General features: G+C 72.2%; 14 protein-coding genes. 10 read left to right on the top strand and 4 right to left on the bottom strand.

The window, feature by feature from the left end; genetic code table 11:
* Positions 1 to 19 precede the first annotated feature (19 nt).
* From CLM62_RS02440 to CLM62_RS02430, 3 genes are read right to left on the bottom strand one after another with little or no spacing between them, the layout of a single operon-like run.
* The gene (locus CLM62_RS02440; protein ID WP_095748214.1) at positions 20 to 1,429 is read right to left on the bottom strand and encodes a PLP-dependent aminotransferase family protein; all 1,410 of its coding nucleotides are present in this window, start codon (positions 1,427 to 1,429) and stop codon (positions 20 to 22) included.
* A 2-nt stretch (positions 1,430 to 1,431) separates the two neighbouring features.
* Positions 1,432 to 2,382, bottom strand: coding sequence for an alpha/beta hydrolase (locus CLM62_RS02435; RefSeq protein ID WP_095748213.1), 951 nt, complete (start codon positions 2,380 to 2,382; stop codon positions 1,432 to 1,434).
* A 46-nt stretch (positions 2,383 to 2,428) separates the two neighbouring features.
* Positions 2,429 to 3,073, bottom strand: coding sequence for a TetR/AcrR family transcriptional regulator (locus tag CLM62_RS02430; protein WP_095748212.1), 645 nt, complete (start codon positions 3,071 to 3,073; stop codon positions 2,429 to 2,431).
* Between the two features lie 191 nt (positions 3,074 to 3,264).
* Here CLM62_RS02430 and CLM62_RS02425 point away from each other — a divergent pair, with 191 nt between their 5' ends.
* Both CLM62_RS02425 and CLM62_RS02420 read left to right on the top strand, forming a co-directional pair.
* Positions 3,265 to 4,341, top strand: coding sequence for an alpha-hydroxy acid oxidase (locus tag CLM62_RS02425; RefSeq protein ID WP_257003624.1), 1,077 nt, complete (start codon positions 3,265 to 3,267; stop codon positions 4,339 to 4,341).
* A gap of 245 nt (positions 4,342 to 4,586) precedes the next feature.
* Complete coding sequence (locus CLM62_RS02420; RefSeq protein WP_257003623.1) at positions 4,587 to 5,987, top strand: fatty acid--CoA ligase family protein; 1,401 nt, start codon at positions 4,587 to 4,589, stop codon at positions 5,985 to 5,987.
* Between the two features lie 20 nt (positions 5,988 to 6,007).
* Here CLM62_RS02420 and CLM62_RS02415 read toward each other — a convergent pair whose 3' ends face one another.
* Positions 6,008 to 6,673, bottom strand: coding sequence for a 4'-phosphopantetheinyl transferase superfamily protein (locus CLM62_RS02415; RefSeq protein WP_095748210.1), 666 nt, complete (start codon positions 6,671 to 6,673; stop codon positions 6,008 to 6,010).
* A 17-nt stretch (positions 6,674 to 6,690) separates the two neighbouring features.
* On the opposite strand from CLM62_RS02415, the gene CLM62_RS02410 reads away from it, so the two are divergent.
* From CLM62_RS02410 to CLM62_RS02375, 8 genes are all read left to right on the top strand, one after another.
* Positions 6,691 to 6,954, top strand: a complete 264-nt coding sequence (locus CLM62_RS02410) for a phosphopantetheine-binding protein (RefSeq protein ID WP_095748209.1) — start codon at positions 6,691 to 6,693, stop codon at positions 6,952 to 6,954.
* A gap of 200 nt (positions 6,955 to 7,154) precedes the next feature.
* Entirely contained in the window at positions 7,155 to 8,807 is a 1,653-nt protein-coding gene (locus CLM62_RS02405) for a class I adenylate-forming enzyme family protein (protein WP_095748208.1), read from the top strand.
* Positions 8,804 to 10,069, top strand: coding sequence for a beta-ketoacyl synthase (locus CLM62_RS02400; protein ID WP_095748207.1), 1,266 nt, complete (start codon positions 8,804 to 8,806; stop codon positions 10,067 to 10,069). The genes CLM62_RS02405 and CLM62_RS02400 overlap by 4 nt, the downstream gene beginning before the upstream one ends.
* Before the next feature lie 91 nt (positions 10,070 to 10,160).
* On the top strand, positions 10,161 to 11,225 hold the full coding sequence (gene hppD, locus CLM62_RS02395) for a 4-hydroxyphenylpyruvate dioxygenase (RefSeq protein ID WP_095748206.1): 1,065 nt from the start codon (positions 10,161 to 10,163) through the stop codon (positions 11,223 to 11,225).
* A 500-nt stretch (positions 11,226 to 11,725) separates the two neighbouring features.
* Positions 11,726 to 12,643 carry a phytanoyl-CoA dioxygenase family protein gene (locus CLM62_RS02390; RefSeq protein ID WP_218835536.1) on the top strand — a complete coding sequence of 306 codons (918 nt, stop codon included), beginning with the start codon at positions 11,726 to 11,728 and terminating at the stop codon, positions 12,641 to 12,643.
* Positions 12,643 to 13,539 (top strand): prephenate dehydrogenase, encoded by an 897-nt coding sequence (locus CLM62_RS02385; RefSeq protein WP_095748258.1) that lies wholly within the window; start codon positions 12,643 to 12,645, stop codon positions 13,537 to 13,539. The genes CLM62_RS02390 and CLM62_RS02385 overlap by 1 nt, the downstream gene beginning before the upstream one ends.
* A gap of 66 nt (positions 13,540 to 13,605) precedes the next feature.
* Positions 13,606 to 15,609, top strand: coding sequence for an FAD/NAD(P)-binding protein (locus tag CLM62_RS02380; RefSeq protein ID WP_095748205.1), 2,004 nt, complete (start codon positions 13,606 to 13,608; stop codon positions 15,607 to 15,609).
* Positions 15,610 to 15,617: 8 nt separating this feature from the next.
* On the top strand, positions 15,618 to 16,943 hold a 1,326-nt coding region (locus CLM62_RS02375), incomplete at its 3' end, for a lyase family protein (RefSeq protein ID WP_107483749.1).

Raw genomic sequence — 16,943 nt, 5'->3', positions numbered from 1 at the left:
CACGATCGTGCGTATAGTTTTAGTGGTGTGGGTCGGCTTCGGTCGCCTGTGCCTCGATGAACCGGGCCAGCCCGGCCACGCCCTCGACGATCTGATTGGGCGTCAAGGAGCTGCATGACAGCCGGAGTTGGTGCTCACCGCCGCCGTCGAGGTAGAAGTCGCTCATCGGTGTCCACAGCACGCCGAAGTTCCGTGCCGAGTGTTCGAGCGCCTTGGTGTCGGCCACGAACGGGACGTCGACGACGAGGAAGAAGCCGCCCGTCGGCTCGTTCCAGCGGACGCCCAGCGCCCGCCGCCGCTCGGCGGGGAAGTGCCGCTCCAGCTCGCCCAGCAGGGTGTTCAGGTTGGTGCGGTAGTGGGCGATGGCCCTGGCGTTGGCCTCACGCAGCCGGCAGCCGGACTCGATGAGCAGTCCGCCGACCACGGCCTGGCCGATGGCCGAGGTGTTGACCGTCGTCATGCTCTTGATCTTGGACAGTTCGTCGGCGAGCAGGGACCGCCGGCCCGCGGTCCCGATGACCTCCTGGTCGGCCACGACGTACCCGACGCGGGCGCCGGGCAGCGCGGTCTTGGCGAACGAGCCGAGGTGGAGCACCCGGCGCTCGGTGTCCAGCGACTTCATCGTGGGCCGGGCGGCGCCGGCGCGGACGAAGAAGCCGTAGGGATCGTCCTCCAGGATCAGCAGGTCCTCCTCCGCCGCGATCCGCAGGAGCCGTTCGCGCGCGTCGACGGTCATGCTCGCGCCCGACGGGTTGGCGAAGTCCGGCACCACATACAGGGCACGGGGTCGCCCGCCCGCCCGCCGGGTGCGGCGTACGGCGGCCAGGACCGCGTCGGGGTCCGGTCCTTCGGCGCCCTCCCGGACCGGCTGGATCGCGATGTCCAGCAGCCGGGCCGCGCCGGTGACCCCGACGTAGCAGGGCGAGCTGACGAGCAGGGTGTCCTCGGGCCGGGCGAACAGGGCCCGCAGGGTGAGCAGCATCGCCTCCTGGCAGCCGGTCGTCACCACCACCGCCTCGGGACTCACGTGGATGCCCTCGTCGTTGGCCAGGGTGCGCGCGATGAGCTCGTGGATGATGCCGTTGGTGCGCCCGTACTGGAAGAGCTGGGTCCGCACCCGGTCCCTCGGCCAGTCGAGCACCTGCTCCAGGTGGTCGGTGTAGATCCGCAGGTACCGTGCCAGGTCCTCCGTCTCGAAGGTGCCCTCGGACGGCCTGCCGGGCGCGAAGGAGAGCGCCTCGGGGAAGCGCGCGACGACTTCGTTCAGGAAGTTCATCGCGTCGAGGACCGGATCGGTGAGCGAGGCGTGCAGGTCGGTGAGGGCGAGCGCGTGCGGCTGCGCCGCGGCGGCGGTGGTGTCGGCCACGGATGCCGTGGTGTGGGCCACGGGTGCGGTGGTGCGGGCCAGGGGCGAGGGAGTGTCGGCCACGGTCAGCCTTTCGTCACGGCGTCGGCGAAGGTGGTGCGCAGATGACCGGCGGCCTGCTCCACGGCGCGGCGGGCCGCGTCGAGCGTTCCGGCCATGGTGAAGAAGCCGTGGGCCATGCCCGGGTAGCGGGTCGACTCCACGGGCACGCCGCTGTCCCGCAGCCGCTCGGCGTAGCGCTCGCCCTCGTCCCGCAGCGGGTCGTACTCGGCGGTGATCACCAGCGCCGGCGGCAGACCGGAGTGGTCGGGGGCGCGCAGCGGGGAGGCGAGGGGGTGCGTGCCGTCCTCGGGGTCGGCCAGGTAGTTGTCCCAGTACCAGTGCACCGACTTGTCGTTGAAGAGCAGCGGGTCGGTGTTCTCACGGCGGGACGGGGTGTCCGCCAGGTAGTCGGTGTTCGGGTAGACGAGCAACTGGGCCAGGAGGTCCGGGCCGCCCCGGTCGCGGGCCATGAGGGTCACGGCGGCGGCGAGGTTGCCCCCTGCGCTGTCGCCGCCGACCGCCAGCCGGTCCGGGTCGCCGCCGAACCGGCCGGCGTGCGCGGCGGCCCACCGTACGCCCGCGAAGCAGTCCTCGGGCGCGGCGGGGAACGGGTGCTCGGGAGCGAGGCGGTAGCCGACGGCGACGGTGAGACAGCCGGCGGCGTTGGCCAGGCTGCGGCAGACCCCGTCGCCGGTGTCCAGGGAACCCAGCGTCCAGCCGCCGCCGAAGAAGTAGACGAGCACCGGCAGCGGGCCCTCGCCCGACGGCCGGTAGACGCGGACGGGCAGCGGCCCGGCCGGGCCGGGGATCGAGGTGTCGAACACCTGCTCCACCGGCTCGGGCGTGCCCGCGCCGGCCCGGATGGCGGCCAGATCGGCCGCTCGCGCCTCGGCGAGCGTCATGGCGTACAGGGGGCGGACGCCCTGCGCCGCGCGCGCGTCGTACAGAGCCTGCAACTGGGGATCAAACGGCATGATGCCTCCGGCCCATGGTCCGCGGCCCGGTTGGCCGCGGGCGGTGTCAAAGGGTGTCGGGCAGCAGCGACGGGTCCGTCGCGACGCTGCGCAGCCGGCCGGCGATGCCGGTGGCCGCCCTGCGGTAACAGGTGAAGTTGTCGTGCAGTACGGACTCGGCGTTCGCCATCTCCAGGAGCGCGACGAGTTCGAAGGCGAGCTGTGCGGCGTCGGTGTCCCCGAGGACCTCCCCGACCTCCATGGCCTCCTCGATGGTCTGCTCCACGAGGATGAACCAGTTGCCGTGCGCGCCCGCGACCGCGTCGTGCACCTTGCCCTGGCGCGCGTCGTACTCCGCCGAGACCGAGTAGAAGAAGCAGCCGCCCGGGAAGACGCGCTGCTCCGAGTAGGCGAGCCAGTTGCGGCACAGGCACATCAGCCGGCCGAGACCGGCCGGCAGGTCGCGGGCGGGCTGCACCACGTGCTCGATGAAGATCTTGATCGCGGCGCGCACGGTGGCGAGCTGGAGTTCCTCCTTCGAGCCGAACAGGGCGAACACGCCGCTCTTGCTGAGGTTGAGCTCGCCCGCGAGGCGGCCGAGCGACAGTCCCTCCAGTCCTTCGACCGACGCGATCCTGACGGCTCGCTGAAGGATCGACCGCCGGGTCTGGTTGCCGCGCTCGGTCCGTGCGTCCGTGCGTGTGGTTGCCAAGGAACACCTCCTCGATGCCTCCCACCGGGGGCTTGTGCCGTCGCGGCGGGCTGCTTTCCCGATTATGTGGACGACCGTGCGGTCATGTGGGAGAGTTCAGTAAGTGTACGCCCGTGCGGTTAGTTTGGGACATGGTTGATCCCGCGGACCATCGCACGGACGACTGACCGATGACGGGGGTCTGATCAGTGGTGTCGTTGGCGCTCCATGACTACGAGGCGGCAGCCCGGGAACGGCTGCCACGTCCGGTGTGGGACTTCCTCGCCGGAGGTAGCGGAACCGAGTCGATGCTGTCGGCCGGCCGCGAGGCCCTCGACCGGATCCGGCTGCGGCCGAGGTGTCTGGTCGACGTCTCGGACTGCGACCCCGGTACGTCGCTGCTGGGGGCACGCCTGGCCGCACCGCTGGGCATCGCCCCCATGGCCTACCACCGCCTCGCCCATCCCGAGGGCGAGGTGGCGACGGCGCGCGCGGCCGGTGCCGTCGGCGCGCTCCTCACGGTCAGCATGTTCGCCAGCCGCACCCTGGAGGACATCGCCGCGGCGGCGACCGGCCCGTTGTGGCTGCAGTTGTACTGGCTCAGACGGCGCGAGGCGATGGCCGAACTGGTCCGGCGGGCGGAGGATGCCGGATACCGGGCGCTGGTCCTGACGGTCGACACGCCACGCGTCGCCCACCGCCCTCGGGACGCCCGCAACGGCTTCGCCGTTCCGGACGATGTCCGGGCGGTGAACATCGATCCTTCCCTCATGTCCGCCTCGCACGGCGCCGCGGCGGGACGGTCCGCCGTCGCGCGGCATTCCAGGGAGCAGTTCGACGCCTCCGTCACCTGGGACGATCTCGCCTGGCTCCGCGAACGCACGTCGCTTCCGCTCGTGCTGAAAGGCGTGCTCACACCTCAGGACGCCCAGCTTGCCCTGAAGTGCGGTGTCGAGGGCATTGTCGTGTCGAATCACGGAGGTCGGCAGCTTGATTTCGCACAATCCGCCGCCGACGCCCTCCCGGAGATTGCCGAGGTCTTGTCCGGGCATTGTCAACTGATACTGGACGGGGCTATTCGGTACGGCGCCGATATTGCCAGAGCGCTGTGTCTCGGCGCCGACGCGGTGTTTGTCGGACGCCCCGTCCTATGGGGACTCGCACATTCGGGAAGCGCCGGCGCAGCCGCCGTTCTGCGGACACTCACGGATGAGTTCGAGGAGGTCATGGCGCTGATGGGCGCCCCGCGTGTCGATTGTTTCGACGCCGCGGGGATCACTCTTCGCTGAGCGCCAAAAAATCGACTGTTCCGGTTACCGCCCGCTCATCCTTTCCCGGGATGGAGGGGGATTCGCCATGCTCAAAAAACCGTATCACCCTGAGGGCTACCGGTAAGTATGAGTTCACATAACCGTTCCAGTGTTCACTTGATTACTCGAAGGTAGTGAGCAACGATGAATCTGCCGGCCTCGGGGAAAGGTGCGGCAGGCCATTTACGATTCTTCGATGGGTGGGGATTTCAGTGGGGGAAACGGTGCCCAAAAGGCCCGTTTGCGTCGACGGCAGCTGGGTCGACCGGATATTACTGGAGGGCGACGAACAGGACGTCGCCCTCCATGTGGGCGGACCTGTGAGCCGCGCGGAGCTGCGCCGGCTCGTCGCGGACGAGGAGCAGCGCCTGAAGACGGCCGGCCTGGAGGCCGGCGGCACCCTCGCCGTACGGGTTCCTCCGTCGCTGGGCTGCATCGTCGCCATGCTCGCCGGATGGCGTGCGGGAGCCCAGGTGGCCCTGCTCGACCACCGGCTGACCACGTACGAGGTGGGCAAGGCGATCGCCCGCCTCGCGCCGCAGCTGGTCGTCGAGCCGGTCGAGGAGGTCACCGGCAGACTGCGCGGACACTTCGACGTCCGCACCCGCATCACCCCGCTGCGCGGCGGCCGCCCGGGCGGCTCACCCCACGTCCTGCTGCAGCTGAGCTCCGGCTCGACCGGCCCCTCCAAAGTCATCGGCCGCACGGTCGGCAGCCTCCTTCAGGAACTGGACCGGTACGCACGGCTCGAGGGTTTCCCGCGCAGAGGCGAGCGCACGGTGGTGCTGGCCTCGATCGTCCACGTGCTCGGGCTGGTCGGCGGACTGCTGCACGGCCTCGCCGCCGGGAGCCAGGTGGTTCTTCCCGGGATGCAGACGGTCGACGGCATCCTCAAGGCCGTCGCGGCGGGCGACGAGCCGACGACCCTCCTCGGCGTCCCCTCCCAGGCCGCCCTCCTCGCCGCCGCCCGGACCCCGCCTCGGCTGCCCCAGCTGCGCCGGATGATCGTCGGCGGCGAACTCGTCAAGGCGGACGTCCGGGAACGCTTCACCCGCGGCTACGGCGCCGACCTGGGCGTGATGTACGGCATGACCGAGGCCGGCGTCATCGCCACCGACCTCACCGGAGCCCACCCGCCCGGCCTCACACCGGCGCCGGGCATGAGGCTCCGCGTCGAGGACGGACAGATCCTGCTGGGCCTGCCCGCCACCCCGTACGTGGGGCCGACGGACCCCACCCGCTTCGTGGACGGCTGGCTGCGCACGAAGGACGCGGGCAGCATCGACGAGGGCACGGGTCTGCTGACGGTCCACGGCCGACTCGACGCGCAGGTCTCCGTCGGCGGACTGAAGGTGGACCTCTCCGAAGTCGAGGCATCCATCACCGCGCTGCCGGGCGTCACCGACGCCGTCGTCGTGCACGGCACCGGCATCGAAGCATTCGTGACCGTCAGCGAACAGGCCGCGCTCGACGGCCTCGCCGATACGCTCGCGGCCCGCCTGGCCCCGTACAAGCGACCACGCGCCTTGCACGTCCTGCCCGAAATCCCGCGCACCGTCACCGGAAAGCCGGTGCGCAACGCCGAGATCCTGCGCGCCGCCGCGCAGTCCGCGGCCTCGGCGTGACCGCCCCGGGCGCACGACACTCAGGACACCCGGTGCACCCGGACCCGCACACCGCCGTCGCCGGCGGCACCCGACGCGTCCCCGTCCCCGTCCCCGTCCACGGCGACGCCGACGACAAGGCGGCCGCCGTCCACCAGCGCCGCCCCGGACATGAGCTCCGGAGCGCCGGGCAGCGGACGCGGCACCACGGGCTCGTCGGCACCGGGCGGCCAGTGCTCCGGCACCGGCACCGGACGGCTCATGCCCCCGCCGCGCAGGCCCTGACCGAGCGCCTTTCCGACCGATTCCTTCTGCGTCCACAGCCACAGGAAACCCGCTGACCGTTCCGCCTCGGGCAGCCCGCCGATCCAGGCGGCCTCGGCCGGATGCAGCCAGGCCCGGGCCAGCGCGTCGGCACGCAGCCCCCTGACCACCTCCACATCGACACCCACCGCGGCCCTGCCGGTCAGCGCGACCGCCAGTGCCCCCCGAGCGTGAGCGACGCTGACCCGCAGCGCCTCGCCGGCCCCGCCGAGAAACGGGCGGCCGCCGGGCTCATGTTCCACCCAGACCTCGGACAACGGGACGCCGAGCACGTCCGCCGCGCTCCGCAGCAGCAGGGCGCGCGCCGTGCGGCGCTCATCCCCGTCCGTGGTGCACCACAGCACCGTCACCGTGTCCGGGGCCATTCCCGGGTGCCAGTCCATGAAGGGGAGTCAATCAAATGTCCGCCGAAGTCGAGAAGTTCATCATCGAGGCCCTCAAAAACATGAACTACGACGTTTCCGATGTCACCGGCGACACCCCGCTGGGCCCGGCGGGTCTGGACCTGGAGTCGCTGTCCGTCGCCGAGATCGCCATCCAGGTCGAGGACACCTACGGGGTGAAGTTCGAGGAGGACGAGATGGAGTCCGTCGCCCTCCTCACCGTCTCCGGGCTCGTCAAGGAGATCGTCGAGCGGGCGTCCGCCGCCGCCGCGGCCAAGTGAGCCCGCGGCGGACCCGGGCCTGACCCGCGCGCCCTCCCCGCCCGCGCGCCCTCGGCGGCGGGCGGGAGGGCACGGCGGAAGGGCACGCCGTACGGACGAGGCCCCTCCAGCCGGATTCGGCCAGATTGGCCAGATTCGGCCCGATTCCCGCCCGACCCCAGCCCGATCCAGTCCGACCCAGAAATTGGAGACACCGGGGAATGAATCCGAAGAACGAGCGCGCGGAACTCGCGGCCGACCCACGGCTGGGGGTCGGCAACGTGCTGACCACCCTGCTCGAGCGTGGCACCGGCCTCGACACTCCCACCCTGACCTTCGACACCGAGGTGGACGGCCACCCGGCCTGGCACGCCCTGACCCTGGCCGAACTGGGGGAGCGCGTCGCGTCCCGGGCCTCCGCGCTGCACGCGCTCGGCGTCCAGCCCCGGGACCCGGTCGCCGTATGGGTGACGGACGGGGCCGACCAGGTGCTCAGCTACCTGGCCCTCACCCGGCTCGGCGCCATACCGGCGCTGATCAACGGCCGGGTTCCCGCCGAGCAGGCGGCCGAGTACATCAAGCGGCTGCGGGCCGTCGGGGTCATCGCCGACACCCCGCACTGGGACGCCCTGTCCGCGGCGGGGAACACCACCGAACTGCTCGCCGACCCGGCCGAACTGGGCAAGGGCGACCCCGCCGCGGCCCCCAGGCCGTACCGGCACCACGGGAACGAGCCCGTGGTCATCACCCACTCCTCCGGCACCACCGGCCTGCCCAAGGCCGTGACCCACTCCCACCACAGCCTGTTCGCGGCCATCCGTCATCGCCTGTCCCTGCCCAAGGGACAGGGCCTGGACCGGATGCTGGGCGCCCTGCCGTCGGCGCACGCGGCCACCGTCATCGCCGTCAACCTCGCCCTGGCCAACCGCGCCCAACTGGCCGTACTCTCCCGGCAGTCCGGCACGCATGTGCTGGACTCGATCGAGTCCTGGAAGCCGCAGAGCGTCCTCGGGTTCGCCGCCACCTGGTCGGAACTGGCCGGCGAGGACCTGTCGACGCGCGACCTTGACTCCGTGCGCATCTGGTGGAACACGGGGGACTGCGCGCACGAGGCGCACATACGCAAGCTCATCGCCGTGGGCAGCCGGGAGTCCGTCACCGCCCAGGGGCGTGTCCACCGCCCCGGTTCGTTCTTCGTGGACGGTCTGGGTTCCTCGGAGATGGGTCACTCCCAGTTCTTCATCACCCACACCCCCGACACCAAGCGCTACGGGCGGTGCATAGGCAAGCCGCACGCCTTCTCGGACGTGGCGGTCGTCGACGACGACGGCGAGAAGCTGGGCACCGGCCAGGTGGGCCAGCTCGCCATCAACGCGCCCACCCTGTCGCTGGGTTACTGGAACGACTCGGTGACGACCTACCGCACTCGCCGGGACGGCTACTTCCTCACCGGCGACCTCGTCTACCGCGACGAGGACGGCTACTACTACCACGTCGACCGCGCGGTCGACGCCGTGGACCTCGGCGACGGCCACAAGCTCTACACCATGCTCTGCGAGGAGAGGGTCCTCGCCGACTGCGCCGACGTACTGGAGTGCACGGTCGTCGCCGTCCCCACCGACGAGGGCCGGGTCGTCACCTCGGTCCTGCTCATGCTCGACCCGCGGGCCGACCAGGACGCCGACCGCACGGCCGAGGTGCTCGCCGCACTCGAACCCCACGTGGCCCGCACCGTCGAGCGCGTGGTGGTGGTCAGCCCGGACCGCATCCCGCTCGGCGCGACCGGCAAGGTGCGCAAGTTCCTGCTGCGCAAGCGGTTCCTCGACGGGGAACTGCTCGGCAAGGAGTCCTCGGCCCGGCAGGTGGCGGCATGACCGCACGCGACGCGCAGTCGAACGCCGTCGTCACGGGGCTCGGCACCTTCACCCCGCTCGGCCGCGGTGCCGCGGACACCTTCGACGCGCTCTGCCACGGCAAGTCCGGGCTGCGCAGGCCACCGGCCGGGCACCTGCTCGACGGCACCGTGGGCACGGCCGGCATCGCTCCCGACCTTCAGGCGAGCGAGGTGCTGCCGCCCAGCGAAGGAAGGCTCGTCGACCGCTTCGCCCTGATGGCGCTGGCCGCCGCCGACGACGCGCTGGCCGACGCGGGCCTCGTCGTGGGCCGCGACGTCGACCCGCACCGGGTCGCAGTGATCGTCTCCAGCGGAGCGGGCGGCCTGACCACGTACGAGGAGCAGGCCCACGCGCGCGTGCAGCGCGGCCCGACCGCGGTCAGCCCCTATCTGCTGCCCGGCATGCTGCCGAACATGGCGGCGGCCAGGATCGCCATCAAGCACGGCATCCGCGGCTGGAGTTCGGCCGTGTCCACCGCTTGCGCCGCCGGTGCCCACGCGGTGGCGGAGGCCGCGCGGCTGATCCGGTACGGCGAGGCCGACGTGGTCGTGTGCGGCGGCGCCGAGGCGCCCCTCAACCCGACCTCCGCGCTGGCGTTCTCGCATGCCCGGGCGCTGGCGAACGGCTGGGAGGACCCGGAGGCGGCCAGCCGCCCCTTCGACCGCCGCCGCAACGGGTTCGTTCTGGCGGAGGGCGCGGGTGTGCTGGTCGTCGAACGCGTGGCGCACGCCGACGCGCGGGGCGCCGCGGGCTATGCCGACATCCTCGGCTGGGGCGGCACGACCGACGCGCACCGTCCCACGGCACCCCGCCCCGACGGCGAGGGCGCCGCGCAGAGCATGCGGGGCGCGCTCGCGACGGCCGGGATCGCACCCGACGAGGTCGGCTACATCAACGCGCACGGCACGGCGACCAAGCTGGGCGACGTAGCCGAGACCCGGGCGATCCGGGCGGTGTTCGGGGACCGGTCACCGGCCGTCAGCAGCACCAAGTCGATGACCGGTCACCTGCTGGGCGGATCCGGTGCGGTGGAGGCGGCCGTCTGCGCCCTCGCGATCGCCCGGGGCACCCTGCCGCCGACCCACAACCTCGACGAGGTGGACCCGGCCTGCGACCTGGACCACGTACGAGGCGCGGCCAGGCGGCAGCGGACCGAGGCCGCCATTTCCAACTCGTTCGCCTTCGGCGGCCACAACGTCAGCCTGCTGTTCGGTACGGCCGGCACCCGCGCGCAGCGATGAAGCCGACGAGGCCGACGAAGCCTAAGACGAAGCCGACGAAGCCCAAGACGAAGACGACGAAGACGATGACGATGAAGAGAGGGCAACACCCGTGAACATCGGAGCCGTGGACCACATCGAGTTCTATGTCGGCGACGCCCAGCAGTCGGCGTTCTACCTCTGCACCGCGTTCGGATTCCGCGTGCGGGGCCAGGCGGGTCCCGAAACCGGCCTGCGCGACCGGCGGTCCCTGCTGCTGAGCCAGGGCGGCGTCGACATCGTGCTCACCTCCCCGCTGACCATCGAGGACCGCGCGGCCGGGTACGTCGCCCGGCACGGCGACGGCGTGGCCAACATCGCCTTCGAGGTCACCGACGCCGCTCAGGCGTTCGCGACGGCGGTCGAACGGGGTGCCACGCCCGTCGAGCAGCCCGCGGTGCACAGCCGGTGCGGAACCGAGGTCGTCACCGCCTCGGTGCTCGGCTTCGGCGACGTCGCCCACCGGTTCGTACAGCGCACCGGAGGCCGGGAGGACTTCCTGCCCGGCGTGATGGACATCTTCGCCGACGACCCCGACGTCAGCGAGCAGTTGCTGCACACCGTGGACCACGCGGCGATCTGTCTGCCCGCGGGTGAGCTGGGGTCGACGGTCGCCTTCTACGAGAAGGTCTTCGGCTTCGGCCAGATCTTCGAGGAGTTCATCGAGGTCGGCGACCAGGCCATGGACTCCAAGGTGGTGCAGAGCCCGTCCGGCAAGGTCACCTTCACGCTGATCGAGCCGGTGACCGACCGCCGCCCCGGCCAGATCGACGGCTTCCTGGCCCGCCACGGCGGTGCCGGCGTGCAGCACCTCGCCCTGCTCACCGACGACATCGTCGCCACCGTGCCGGCCATGGAGGCCCGCGGCGTGAAGTTCCTCGAGACCCCCGACACCTACTACGACGAGCTGATCGAGCGCCTGGGCCGCCCCGAGCTGGGCATCGAGGACCTGCGGCGCACCAACGTCCTCGTCGATCAGGACCACTGGGGCCAGGTCTTCCAGATCTTCACCCAGTCCATGCACGTACGGAAGACCTTCTTCTGGGAGGTCATCGACCGCCACGGGGCCCGCACGTTCGGCAGCGGCAACATCAAGGCCCTCTACGAGGCCGTGGCCCGAGAGAAGGCGATGGCCTGACCGCGTCCGCGTCCGCGTACGCTTCGCGCGGCGTGTGCGGGGGTCCGTGTCCCGCGTCCGTGTGCCGCGACTCGCGACTCGCGTCCGTATCGCGTGGCGTGTTCCGCAGCCCGTGTCCTGTGTCCGCATCGCGTGGCGTGTGCCGCAATCCGTGTCTCGCGCCGCACCCGTGGCGCGTGCCTCGTGAATCGTGTCCGCACCCGTAGTGGGTGCCGTAACTCGTGACTCCGTCCGCAGCCGTGGTTCGCGCCGCAACTCGTGAATCGTGTCCGCAGCCGTGGTCCGCGCCGCAACTCGTGAATCGTGTCCGCAGCCGTGGTCCGCGCCCCAACTCGCGACTCGCGTCCGCACCCGTGGCGCGTGCCGCAACTCGTGACTCGCGTCCGCGATCCACGCCGCGCACCGGAACCCGCGCCGCGTCCCGAGCTGTGCCGCGGCCGGCGCCGCGCGCGGCGTTCCGTATCCGAACCGCCCGTAACCGTCGTACCCGAGGAAGACCAGTGACTGTTCAGGACTCTGCCCTGTTCGCCCTGACCGACGAGGAGCGTGCGCTCCTTCCCTCCGACGAAGACGTCGCCCATTACGCCGAGCACGGCTGGTATCTGTCGAAGAAGCTCTTCACCGACGAGGAGGTCGACCTCCTGGAGTCGGCCAGCGAGCGCTTCTACGCCGGCCACCGCGACCGCACCCTGCCGGTGCGACCGCCCAAGCTGGCCTACTGGGAGCCCGAGCACGGACAAGTACAGCGCCACAACGACTACATCCACTACGAGGACGACACCATCGGCCGGATCCTGCGCAAGCCGCTGCTCGGCGCGGTGGCCGCGCGCCTGGCCGAGGCCGAGGAGATCCGGGTGTTCCAGTCCACCCTGATCTACAAGCCCCCGGTGGCCGGGGAACAGTCGAACATCGTCCCCTGGCACTTCGACCGGCACTACTGGGCCACGTCCACCTCCGAGCGAATGCTCACCGCGTTCATCCCTTTCCACGACTGCGGCGAGGAGATGGGCACGATCACGATGGTGGACGGCAGCCACCGCTGGAAGGAGACGGCCGCCAACGACGCCACCTCGCTGCACTTCGCCGAACGCGACCGCTCCGAGCTCGAGGACATGCTGGAGGAGAACGCCGCGTACAACGGCACCGACGTGCGCAAGATACCCATGCGCATACCGAAGGGCCACGTCAGCTTCCACCACTGCCGCACTTACCACGGCAGTGGATCCAACGTCAGCGACCGGCCGCGCCGCGCCATCTCCTTCCACCTGCAGGACGGCGACAACCGCTACCGCGAGTTCCGCCGCTCGGACGGCACCCCGGTCTCGTACAACCACGACTTCCTGGTGCGCCGGACCGCCGAGGGCCTGCCGGACTACGGCGACCCCGAGTTCCTCCCCGTGCTGTGGCGCCGCAGCTGATGCGCAGTGCCGCGGTGATCGGAACCGGTCTGATCGGCACGTCGATCGCCCTGGCTCTGCGGAGCCGGGGCCTGACCCCCCACCTCCTCGACCAGAACCCCGAGGCGGCCCACACCGCCGCCGACATGGGCGCGGGCGTGGTGGGGATGCCCCGCACACCCGTGGACCTGGCGGTCATCGCCGTGCCCCCGCAGCATGTCGCCCGGATTCTGCGCGAGCAGCAACTGCGCGGGCTGGCCCACGACTTCACCGACGTGGCCAGCGTCAAGGCACGGCCGCAGCGGGAGGCGGCGGCGCTCGGCTGCGACCTGACCTGCTACGTGGGCGGTCACCCGATGGCGGGCCGGGAGCAGTCCGGCCCGCTCGCCGCCCAGGGCGACCTCTTCGAGGGCAAGCCCTGGGTGCTCACCCCGGCCGGGACCGCGCACGGCCGGGCCGTGGGCCGGGTGACGATGCTCGCCGAGCTGTGCGGTGCGCGGCCGGTCGTGATGGACCCCGTCCGCCACGACCGGGCCATGGCTCTTGTCTCGCACACCCCGCACCTCGTCGCCAGCCTCCTCGCCGGCCGGCTGCTGCACGGCGAGGAGCCCCAGCTCCAGCTGGCCGGCCAGGGCTTGCGGGACGCCACTCGGATCGCCGCGGGCGATGTCGAGCTGTGGACCGACATCATCGGCTCGAACGCGGCGGCTGTCGCGGACGTGCTGACAGAGGTGGCCTCGGAGCTGGGCGCCGTCGTGGACGCCCTGCGGGACCTGGACCAGGGCCCGCCCGAGCGTCGGCCGGCCGGCAGGGCACAGCTGACCGCCGCCCTGCTCCGAGGTGTGCAGGGGCGCGGCCGGATCCCGCCGCGGGTCCCGGGCGGCCTGAGCCTGAGCGGCGCGGCCGCGGGGAACTGACGCGCCGCCACCGTGGACCGGCGGCGCGGGCCCACGACGACTTCCGACCCAGTGGAGAGAGTGCCTATGACCAGCCGACGGTTCGACGTCTGCCTGATCGGAGCCGGGCCCCGCGGACTATCGGTCCTGGAACGACTGTGTGCGAGCGCCGCGTCGGCCCCGGACGGCGGGCCGGTCACCGTGCACGTGGTCGATCCCTGCCCGCCCGGGGCCGGTCAGGTGTGGCGCACCGACCAGTCCGAACACCTGCTGATGAACACCGTGGCCTCCCAGGTCACGATGTTCACCGACGAGAGTGTGCGGATCGAGGGCGCGTTCGTCCCCGGCCCGAGCCTGTACGAGTGGGCGCGCTTCCTGACACTCATCGGCCCGATGGACGGCCGGCGGCACGACGAGCGGGTGCTGGCCGAGGCCCGCGCGCTCGGCCCCGACACCTACCCGACCCGGGCCTTCTACGGCCACTACCTCGAATGGGTCTTCCAACGGGTCACGACGACGGCGCCGGACCGGCTGACGACCGTCGTGCACCGCGCCCGCGCGGTGGCCCTCGACGACGAGCCGGACGGCACCCAGCGTGTGCGGCTCGACGACGGCACCCTCCTCGAGGGTCTGGCCGCCGTCGTCCTCGCGCAGGGCCATCTGCCGGTGCGGCGCTCGCGCCGCCAGCGCGACCTGGGCGACTTCGCCGCGACGCACGGTCTGCGCCACGTCCCGCCCGCCAACCCCGCGGACGTGGACCTGTCGGGGACGCGGCCGGGCGAGACGGTCGCCCTGCTGGGGCTCGGCCTGAACTTCTTCGACTACATGGCCCTGTTGACGCTGGGCCGCGGCGGGCGGTTCGTCCGGCGGGACCGGCGGGAGCGAGAGCATCCGGGCGGGCCGGGCAGGGGAGGTGGGCCCGGTGGGCTCGTCTACCTGCCGTCCGGAGGTGAACCCCGCCTCGTGGCGGGTTCCCGCCGGGGCCTTCCCTTCCACTCGCGGGGCGAGAACCAGAAGGGCGCGCACGGGCGCCACGAACCCGCCGTCCTGACCGACGAAGTGATCGAGGAGCTGCGGGAGCGGTCCCGGCAGCGCGGCGGGATCGACTTCCGCGAGACCGTGTGGCCACTGGTCGCCAAGGAGGTCGAGACGGTCTACTACACCGCGCTGCTCACAGCCGCCGGCCAAGCCGGGGACGCGCGGCGGCTGCGGGACGGCTACCTCGCCGCACCGCCGGGCAGCCCGCGGGAGCGGGACGTGCTCGACGAGTTCGGTGTCGCCGCGGCCGAGCGCTGGGACTGGAACCGCATCGCCCGGCCGTACGCGGGGCGGGTCTTCTCCTCACCGGAGGACTTCGAGGGCTGGCTGCTCGACCATCTGCGCGAGGACCTGCGGGCGGCGCGCGCCGGCAACGTGGACGGCCCTCTCAAGGCGGCGCTCGATGTCCTGCGGGACCTGCGCAACGAACTGCGGCTGGTCCTCGACCACGGCGGACTCACCGGCCGCTCGCACCGGCGGGACCTGGACGGCTGGTACACGCCGTTGAACGCCTTCCTGTCCATCGGCCCGCCCGCCCGGCGCATCGAGGAGGCGATCGCGCTGATCGAAGCCGGGGTGCTCCAGGTGCTCGGCCCCGACGTGCGGGCGGCGGCGGACGAGCAGGCCGGCACCTTCACGGTCGAGTCCGCGGCGGTGCCCGGCTCCGAGATCCGTGCCACCACGCTGATCGAGGCCCGGCTCCCGCAGACCGACCTGCGCGCCACCGCCGACCCGTTGCTGCGCGGGCTCCTAGAGGCCGGCCAGTGCCGTCCGTACGAGGTCGGCGACCCGGAGGGAACGGCGTACGAGACGGGCGGACTCACCGTCACCGGCGCGCCGTTCCGGCTCGTCGACGCCGCGGGCCGCGCACACCCGCGCCGCTTCGCGTTCGGCGTCCCCACGGAGGCCGTGCACTGGGCGACCGCGGCCGGCATACGTCCCGGGGTGAACTCGGTGACCCTCCAGGACTCGGACGCCATCGCCCGTGCCGTGCTCGGCCTCGCCCAGGACCTGCGGGCGGACAACGAGATGATCGGAGAGCTGACGAGGTGAGCGCAGAGATGGCTCCATCCCCCGATCCGGACGCCGGGCCGGACGCCCGGTCGGGCATCGCGCCAGGTGTCCTCGACGCCGGACTGCTCAGCCCGGTGCGGGCCGGCACCCCCGCCGAGGACGCCACCTCCGACCGGGCCTGGCTGCAGGCGCTGCTCGATGCCGAGGCGGCGCTGGTCCGTGCCCAGGCGCACCTGGGCAACGTTCCCGCGCACGCCGCCCGGACCATCACCGAACTGGCCCGCGCGGACCTGCTGGATCTGCGCGAGCTCGCCGTACGCGGCCGGGGTGCGGCCAATCCCGTGGTGGCCGTCGTGCAGGCGTTCACCGCCCTGGTGGCGGCGAAGGACCCGGCGGCGGCCGACCACGTCCACCGCGGTTCGACCAGCCAGGACATCTTCGACACCGCGCTGATGCTGGTGGCGGCACGGACCCTGGACCTGCTCCTCGCCGACCTGGACCACATCGCGGGATCGCTGCGCGCGCTGGCCGAGGCGCACACCGACACCCTGATGGCGGGGCGCACGCTGGCCCTGCACGCCGTACCCACGACGTTCGGGCTCAAGACGGCCGGCTGGCTGGTGGCGGTGGAGGATACGGCGCACCGGCTGCGCGGGCTGCGCGCCGAGGGCCTGCCGGTGCAACTGGGCGGCGCCGCGGGGACGCTCGCGGGCTACGTCGCCTACGAGCGGCTGCACCGCGAGGCCTGCGGGGAGCCCGTGACCGAGGACTACGCGCGGCGGCTGACGGAGCGGTTCGCCGCGGAGACGGGCCTGCGTGCCCCGCTGCTGCCCTGGCACAGCCACCGGGCACCCGTCGCCGCGCTGGCCGCCGAACTCGCCCTGGTCACCGGGGCGCTGGGGAAGATCGCCGTGGACGTGCAGTCGCTGGCCCGCACCGAGACCGCCGAGGTGGCCGAGCCGGCCGCGGCGGGCCGTGGAGTCTCCTCGGCGATGCCGCAGAAGCGCAACCCCGCGCTGGCCACGCTGATCCGGTCGGCCGCCCTGCAGGTGCCCGCGTACGCCGGTGTACTGGCGCAGGCCATGCTCTCGGAGGACGAGCGCTCGGCGGGGGCCTGGCACGCCGAGTGGCAGCCGCTGCGCGAGTGCCTGCGGCTGGCCGGCGGCGCCGCGCACACCGCGCGCGAGCTGCTGGCCGGTCTGGAGGTGGCACCCGGGCGGATGCGCGCGAACCTCGAGCTGACCGGCGGCCTGATCGTCGCCGAGCGGCTCGCGGCCGTGCTCGCACCCGTCCTGGGCAAGGCCGCCGCCAAGGACCTGGTGAGCCGGGCCGCCGCGGAGACGGCCGCCACCGGCCGTTCCCTCGCCGAGGTG

The sequence above is a fragment of the Streptomyces sp. SA15 genome (genome assembly GCF_002291145.1).
In the GTDB taxonomy this organism is placed as follows: Bacteria; Actinomycetota; Actinomycetes; order Streptomycetales; family Streptomycetaceae; genus Streptomyces.
Note: the sequence above shows the minus strand (reverse complement) of the source record. Positions and strands in the feature narration are given on the sequence as shown.

Bases quoted from the DNA above. Each gene is read 5' to 3' on its own strand.
- CLM62_RS02435 (WP_095748213.1), bottom strand. From the start codon at position 2,382: ATGCCGTTTGATCCCCAGTTGCAGGCTCTGTACGACGCGCGCGCGGCG.
- CLM62_RS02415 (WP_095748210.1), bottom strand. From the start codon at position 6,673: ATGGACTGGCACCCGGGAATGGCCCCGGACACGGTGACGGTGCTGTGG.
- CLM62_RS02410 (WP_095748209.1), top strand. From the start codon at position 6,691: ATGTCCGCCGAAGTCGAGAAGTTCATCATCGAGGCCCTCAAAAACATG.
- CLM62_RS02405 (WP_095748208.1), top strand. From the start codon at position 7,155: ATGAATCCGAAGAACGAGCGCGCGGAACTCGCGGCCGACCCACGGCTG.
- CLM62_RS02400 (WP_095748207.1), top strand. From the start codon at position 8,804: ATGACCGCACGCGACGCGCAGTCGAACGCCGTCGTCACGGGGCTCGGC.
- CLM62_RS02385 (WP_095748258.1), top strand. From the start codon at position 12,643: ATGCGCAGTGCCGCGGTGATCGGAACCGGTCTGATCGGCACGTCGATC.
- CLM62_RS02380 (WP_095748205.1), top strand. From the start codon at position 13,606: ATGACCAGCCGACGGTTCGACGTCTGCCTGATCGGAGCCGGGCCCCGC.